This is a genomic window from Methylobacterium sp. J-092 (genome assembly GCF_022829325.1).
Classification (GTDB): Bacteria; Pseudomonadota; Alphaproteobacteria; order Rhizobiales; family Beijerinckiaceae; genus Methylobacterium.
Map to the genome: position 1 here is coordinate 1 of NZ_JAKSXU010000146.1, position 5,881 is coordinate 5,881.

Below are 5,881 nucleotides of genomic sequence, written 5' to 3' on the forward strand. Positions count from 1 at the left end.
GCTTCGGCTGGATCGCCCGCTGCCGCAGGTTGGCTCGCGACCACGAGGCTACCCCGTCCTCTGCGCTCGCCTTCTTCGTCCTCGCCGCAGCCATGATCCTCGTCAGACGGATCGCCCGAGCTTTATGAAACAGGGTCTTACGTGTCGAACAACAACGTGCCGGTGTCGGAGTTGCACAATGTGATCGCCAGCGTGCATGCGGCTTTGTCCGGTCTCAGCAATGGGGCGGCTGCTGAACCTGCCGGCCCCGAGAAGCCGACCGCGGCACAGATCCGTAAGTCGATCACGCCGGACGCGCTGATCTCCTTCCTCGACGGCAAGCCCTACAAGACGCTGAAGCGTCACCTGACCGTGGCCGGCCTGACGTTGGAGCAGTACCGTGCACGCTACGGTCTGCCGTCGGACTACCCGTCGACCGCTGCAAGCTATTCCGCTCAGCGGTCCGAGCTGGCGCGCTCGCTTGGCCTTGGCCAGCAGAGGCGTAAAGCAGCTCCCAAGGCTGCCGCGGCCGACGAGACAGTCTCCGAGGCGCCCAAGACCCGTGGTCGGAAGCCCAAGGCCGCAGGGGCGTCCGGGGCGGCTCCGAAGGCACGCGGGCATAAGAAGGTCGCCGGGACGGCCTGAGGCCGCTCAGCGCCCCGTTCCGGCACACCGCGGCATCCGTCGCGGTGATGTGCTTCTAACCGAGTCCTGCCATCCTACACCCGGGCCACGTTGCGTATCGGCCTCGCTGGTGAGATCCGGGGTTCCCCCGTCCCGTGAACCGATCGGGGCGGGGCTGAACCGTCTGCTCCCGTGTGAAGGCTCGAAGTCTTCAACAGCATTGTCTTGCAAGGCAGCCCTCCCGTGCGCGCAGGCAACTGAGCGAAGCGTTGCACGTTGGGAATGGCGCTGTGTGGCGCTTGAGGCATCCCATGCTGTTGATCGCGTCCCTTGTCGCCGGCACCTTCGTGCTCGCGAGTTCCTTCTCCCTGATCGCCGTCCTGACGGACTGAAGACACACTTGCGCCGCTCGGGATCAGGCGGCCGGGCAGAGTCGGCTCACACCTCAACTGCCCTGCAAGCTTTCCGCAAAATCGTCCGGCACCTCGCCGAACTGGCCAAGGATCGTCGCGCTCTCCAACTCCCCGGTCTCATCGTCGGCGACGATCTTCAGTGCCGCGATGCCGGACATCGCCTCGGCCTTCTTTACCGCGCCGTTCTCTGTCGGCGCCACCTCGCGGTCGCCGGGCACCAGGCGCTTCCGCTCGATGATGAAGGTCTGCATCACGAACGTCGTCTTCGCGCCGATGGTGCGTCCCCTCAGCCTTGTCTCGGCGGTCGATTGTCGAGCACGTCCGTGAACGGCTTCGAGAGAACGTGCCGGCCCGCCGCATCGTAGATCTCGACCGTCCAGGCCGACCAATCCCGCGGCGCGCCGCCGAGCATCAAGTCCAGCGCGACCCGCGCCGCATGCGCGCGCATCAGCGCCCAGGTCGGCAGTCGCTTGCCCTGGAGATCGGCGATGAGGTCGTGCCCGTCCGTGCAGTGGAAGCGGTAAAGCGGTGTCGGCATTGGCCTTCTACCCCGCCCTCCACAGCATCCCACCGCTTCGCGCCCGGCTGTGATCGCCATGGTTGAACCGTCGATCCGCTTACTGTCTGTTCCTTGTATGTTCTTGGACAACTCGGAGCTCCGATGCGCCCCCAACCCTACGAACCGCCTTTGGAGATCCGTTCAACCGAGGCCGAGGCGATCGCATGGGCCTACCGGCTGGTCGCATGCGGCGACGGCTGGGCCGCGCTGGTCCGGGCGATCGAGGACGCGCTGTCCGACCTTGCGGAGGCCGAGCGCCGGACCGAGCAACGCGACCGGCTGATCTCGTACGGCTACGTCCGAGCTGGCGTGGCCGCGGCGCCGGCGAGCGACGCCGCGTGAGCCCCTACGCGGTCGATGAACTGATCCTCGGCAGCACGGATGCCGTCCGGGTGCCGGTCATCGGTCAAGCACTCTGCGCCGGCTTCCCGTCGCCCGCCGACGACTTCCTCGAAGGCGCGCTCGAGCTGCCGCGCTGGCTCGTGCCGAACCCGCCGGCGACCTTCCTGATGCAGATCCGCGGCGAGAGCATGCGCGGCGCCGGCATCCACGACCGAGACCTCGCCTGCATCGACCGCAGCCTCCGGGCGGAGGACGGCTCCGTCGTCGTCGCGGTGGTCGACGGGCAGCTCTCGTGCAAGCGCTACCGGATGGCCGGCAACCGGGCGCGTCTCGACTTCGACAACCCCGAGATGCCGGCGTTCGCCGTCGACGAGTTCGGCGAGGTCGAGATCTGGGGCGTGTTGCGCTTCTCGATCCGCTGGCACCTCGCCCGCGGGCGACTGTCGTGAGTGGTCCGGCGCCGCGGCTGCGTGACCGCATCGGCGGCGGCCGCGCCATCGCGCTCATCGACGGCAACAGCTTCTACTGCTCGTGCGAGCGCGTGTTCGACCCGAAGCTCGCTGGCGTTCCGGTGATCGTGCTGTCCAACAACGATGGATGCGCCATCGCACGGACCGCCGAGGCCAAGGCGCTCGGCATCGGCATGGGCGAGCCCTGGTTCAAGATCCGGGAAATGTGCCGGGTGAAGGGCGTGCGGGTGTTCTCGTCGAACTACACCCTCTACGGCGACATGAGCGCCCGGGCGAACGCGATCTACCGCGACTTCTCCCCCATGGTGGAGATCTACTCGATCGACGAGAGCTTCCTCGACCTCTCGGACGTGCGGGCCGATCGCCGTGTCGCGCTGGCCCGGGACCTGCGCGCCACGGTGCGCGCCTGGACCGGCATCCCGACCTGCGTCGGCATCGGCCCGACGAAGACGCTGGCCAAGCTCGCCAACCACATCGCCAAGCGCATCGCGCCGCTCGACGGCGTCTGCGACCTCACCGATCCGGCCGAGTACGACCACTGGCTCTGCCGCATCCCGGCCGGCGAGGTCTGGGGCATCGGCCGCGCCTCGCTCGCCAAGCTCGAAGCCATGGGCGTCGACAGCGTAGCCGATCTCGCCGACCTCGACCCCCGCCCGGTGCGCAAGGCGCTGACGGTGGTGGGCGAGCGCATCATCCACGAGCTGCGCGGCCTGTCCTGCCTGCCGCTCGGCGCGCTGCCGGCCCAGCGCAAGGGCTGCGCGGTGACCCGCTCGTTCTCGACCCGGATCGAGGATCGCGCCACGCTGGAGCAGGCGGTCTCGGCGCACGCCACGCGGCTCGGCGAGAAGCTCCGGCGCGAAGGGCTCGGCACGAACCACGTCTCGGTGTTCTACCATACGAGCGAGCACGACCGGGGCGCACCGATGCGCTCGGTCTCGACCACGGTGACGTTGCCGGAGGCCACGAACGACACGCTGGCGCTCATCAAAGCCGCCCGCCTCGGCGTGGCGAGGACTTGGCGCGAGCCCGGCGACCGGCCGTGGCGGTTCAGCAAGGCCGGGATCGTGACCACCGACCTGATGCTGCTCGACGCCAGCCCGCGTGCGCTGATCGGGCAGCTCGACCGCGCGCGCTCCGGGCCGCTGATGGCGGCGATCGACGCCTGCAACGCCCGCTTCGGCCGCGGCAGCGTCGTTCCGGCCCGCGCCGGCCTCGTCGGGAAGCGGACCTGGAGCACGAAGTTCGAGATGCGCACGCCGCGCTACACGACGCAGGTTGGCGAGCTGCCGATCGCGGTGGCCGGCTGATGGAGCGCCTGTGTGACTTGCGCGGGCGCCGGCTCGTCGTCGAGTGCCCGCCGTGCAAGCGGCGCGGCACTTACGACTTGGCTCGCCTCCGGCAGCGATTCGGCGAGCACGCCGACCTCTACGACGTGTATCTCCGTCTGACCCAGACGTGCGGTCATCAGCAGGCGGCAGGCACCCGGCAGCCGAACCAGTATGGCCGGACGTGTCGCGCTGCGATCGGCGTCGAGGGCGGGGACGGGCGCACGGGCTTGCCGTCGCGCACCTGAGCAACGCCCTATGCCGGGATGCGCAACCTCGACCGCCTCGCGGTTGGCAGCTACGATCTCGTCCTCGACGGCGTGATCGTCGGCAGTGTGGTCCGGGAGGTCTCGGCCGATGGCGGTCATCGTGCCTGGCACGTGGAGCTGCTCGACGACCCGCCGCCTGATTGCCGCCCGAGCCCATTTCGTGAGATCGAGCACACCTCTCCTACGCTTGATGCCGCGACGGCATAGCTCGGCGGCGCGGTAGTCTTAGGTTCTCTTGAGGCAGCGTAGCGCACGAAGGGGAGGATCGGGCTGAGCCTCGGCATCGTCCTCTCGGTGGTCTTGCGCAGCGCCAGGGTGCAGCGCGATCCAACTTCCAAAGGATGAGACCCCTTTGCCTCGTTCTTCCTCGGCTAGGCCCCGCTGGGCCCGGCCGAGGCGGGATCATCACGTCGCAGCCACAGCGTTGCTAGGCAAGGTCAACGACGATATCGCCCAGTTCGTCCTTGAGGCAGGCGTGGACGCGACGCAGCCATAGCTGGGCTTCAGCTTCGCCGGCTCTGGCCTCCTCGGCTTGCTTCTCCGCGAGCTTGGCTCGGGCTTCCGACAGACGGGCGAGTTCGTCGGCCTTGTCGGCTCGCAGTGTCGCAGCCTTGGCTGCCGCCTCCGCAGCTTGCGCACGCCGCTCGGCATCCTCGGTCTGCTTCACGCTCCGCCGGATGATCGACTGGGAGCGAAGCGAGACTTCCTGAGCAAAATCGCGTGCCCGGCGTACACGCGCTCCGACATCTCGGATTAGGTCGAGCGCGGCGGGCCAATCGACGACTGTCGGCTCGGCAAACGTCTCCTGCGAACCCGGCATGCTGGGCTCGGCGAAAAGGGGCACGACCTTCTTGCCCGACGTCACGTCGGCAGCCCATTTCGTGCTGCTGCGCGCAGCATCGCTAGGTTCGGCCTCGTCTCCGTCCTCGCGCGCATCGACGGTCCGGCGCTGAGCGTTGATCGACATCAGGCGGTCCGCTTCGCAGACGCTTCGACACTGAACTCGTTCGCGATCGTGTCGTAGACCCGCGACAGCCACTCTTCCGCAATGCGCGCGCGCTCCTCCGCCGCCTTCACACGCTCGTCGGCGGCATTGAGCAACACGTCGGCGCGGCTCTGGATGTCGGCGGTTCGCGCTTCGGCGGCGCGAACCCGTTCAGCGGCCAGCTTGAGATCCTCGCGGGCGCGTTCCAGCAGCTCCTGGACCCGCTGCTCTTGTTCCTGCGCCTGGGCCTCGACCTCGCGCGCATGGGTCGCCGCATGCCGAACGCGGTCGATCAGCAGCGACCAGTCCTGCGGCGACGACCGGCGCGTCGGCGGCTGGCCGCCGCCGATGTCATCGAGGGGGCCGACCAGCCGCAACACCTTCGAGAGCTGAGCGTCGGACCCCGGTTCGCCGACCGGGACGTCCAGCGGCGAGAGGCTTTCCCATGAGAACTTCTTCGCCGGGTCCATTGGACTATCTCACTATTTGCTTAGGCTCGGACCACGCCAGCCTGCTCAGTTAACAGATCGTTCGCAATGGTTAACAGAAGCTTAACGCAGTGGCTATCGCTGATGTCGCGGGCGTTCGCGTCGTCGGCGTTGTCAACTTAGTCGAAGGCGACCGCCATCCACTGCAGCAAAGCGTTCTCGACGGCTCGCTCCAGCCGGCCTGCGTGAAGTCGCTATGCTTAGGATGGCTTGGTACTGAGCGCCCCTTGAAGGCATTCACAGAACCGAAACATAGAGGCAGAAGCCTTCGCCTTGCTGTGTCGGGCCACGGCTACGAGGGGCAGGGGCCGGAGCACTCCTCCGCCCGCTTGGAGCGCTACCTCCAGAGCTGCGCCGAGGACAACATGCAGGTCGCCAACTGCTCGACGCCGGCGAACTACTTCCACATCCTGCGCCGGCAGCTGAA

Annotated in this window: 9 protein-coding genes and 2 pseudogenes; 7 read left to right on the top strand and 4 right to left on the bottom strand. The window is 67.9% G+C overall.

Annotated features, from left to right (window positions below):
• Together MKK60_RS18585 and MKK60_RS18590 are read left to right on the top strand one after the other, a co-directional pair.
• A pseudogene (locus tag MKK60_RS18585) lies at positions 1 to 128 on the top strand (IS5/IS1182 family transposase); the annotation flags it as partial.
• A gap of 13 nt (positions 129 to 141) precedes the next feature.
• Positions 142 to 624: a MucR family transcriptional regulator gene (locus MKK60_RS18590; RefSeq protein ID WP_409567421.1), complete on the top strand. Its 483-nt coding sequence runs from the start codon at positions 142 to 144 to the stop codon at positions 622 to 624.
• Positions 625 to 1,048: 424 nt separating this feature from the next.
• Here the strand turns inward: MKK60_RS18590 and MKK60_RS18595 are convergent, their stop codons facing one another.
• Positions 1,049 to 1,291, bottom strand: coding sequence for a hypothetical protein (locus MKK60_RS18595; protein ID WP_243988128.1), 243 nt, complete (start codon positions 1,289 to 1,291; stop codon positions 1,049 to 1,051).
• Between the two features lie 11 nt (positions 1,292 to 1,302).
• Entirely contained in the window at positions 1,303 to 1,554 is a 252-nt protein-coding gene (locus MKK60_RS18600; RefSeq protein WP_243988122.1) for a DUF6894 family protein, read from the bottom strand.
• 123 nt (positions 1,555 to 1,677) lie between these two features.
• On the opposite strand from MKK60_RS18600, the gene MKK60_RS18605 reads away from it, so the two are divergent.
• The 4 genes from MKK60_RS18605 (at position 1,678) to MKK60_RS18620 (ending at position 4,188) form a co-directional block, all read left to right on the top strand.
• Positions 1,678 to 1,917, top strand: a complete 240-nt coding sequence (locus MKK60_RS18605; RefSeq protein WP_243988123.1) for a hypothetical protein — start codon at positions 1,678 to 1,680, stop codon at positions 1,915 to 1,917.
• Positions 1,914 to 2,366: a LexA family protein gene (locus MKK60_RS18610; RefSeq protein WP_243988124.1), complete on the top strand. Its 453-nt coding sequence runs from the start codon at positions 1,914 to 1,916 to the stop codon at positions 2,364 to 2,366. Before MKK60_RS18605 ends, MKK60_RS18610 begins: the two co-directional genes overlap by 4 nt.
• Positions 2,363 to 3,694 (top strand): Y-family DNA polymerase, encoded by a 1,332-nt coding sequence (locus tag MKK60_RS18615; RefSeq protein WP_243988125.1) that lies wholly within the window; start codon positions 2,363 to 2,365, stop codon positions 3,692 to 3,694. Before MKK60_RS18610 ends, MKK60_RS18615 begins: the two co-directional genes overlap by 4 nt.
• 284 nt (positions 3,695 to 3,978) lie before the next feature.
• Entirely contained in the window at positions 3,979 to 4,188 is a 210-nt protein-coding gene (locus MKK60_RS18620) for a hypothetical protein (RefSeq protein ID WP_243988126.1), read from the top strand.
• A gap of 220 nt (positions 4,189 to 4,408) precedes the next feature.
• On the opposite strand, the gene MKK60_RS18625 is transcribed toward MKK60_RS18620, so the two are convergent.
• Positions 4,409 to 4,948, bottom strand: a complete 540-nt coding sequence (locus MKK60_RS18625) for a hypothetical protein (protein WP_243988127.1) — start codon at positions 4,946 to 4,948, stop codon at positions 4,409 to 4,411.
• Positions 4,948 to 5,436 (bottom strand): hypothetical protein, encoded by a 489-nt coding sequence (locus tag MKK60_RS18630; protein ID WP_147840948.1) that lies wholly within the window; start codon positions 5,434 to 5,436, stop codon positions 4,948 to 4,950. Before MKK60_RS18630 ends, MKK60_RS18625 begins: the two co-directional genes overlap by 1 nt.
• Positions 5,437 to 5,741: 305 nt before the next feature.
• On the opposite strand from MKK60_RS18630, the pseudogene MKK60_RS28710 reads away from it, so the two are divergent.
• Positions 5,742 to 5,881 (top strand): annotated as a pseudogene (locus MKK60_RS28710) (hypothetical protein); the annotation flags it as partial.

Bases quoted from the DNA above. Each gene is read 5' to 3' on its own strand.
- MKK60_RS18620 (WP_243988126.1), top strand. From the start codon at position 3,979: ATGCGCAACCTCGACCGCCTCGCGGTTGGCAGCTACGATCTCGTCCTC.
- MKK60_RS18630 (WP_147840948.1), bottom strand. From the start codon at position 5,436: ATGGACCCGGCGAAGAAGTTCTCATGGGAAAGCCTCTCGCCGCTGGAC.
- MKK60_RS18605 (WP_243988123.1), top strand. From the start codon at position 1,678: ATGCGCCCCCAACCCTACGAACCGCCTTTGGAGATCCGTTCAACCGAG.
- MKK60_RS18600 (WP_243988122.1), bottom strand. From the start codon at position 1,554: ATGCCGACACCGCTTTACCGCTTCCACTGCACGGACGGGCACGACCTC.
- MKK60_RS18625 (WP_243988127.1), bottom strand. From the start codon at position 4,948: ATGTCGATCAACGCTCAGCGCCGGACCGTCGATGCGCGCGAGGACGGA.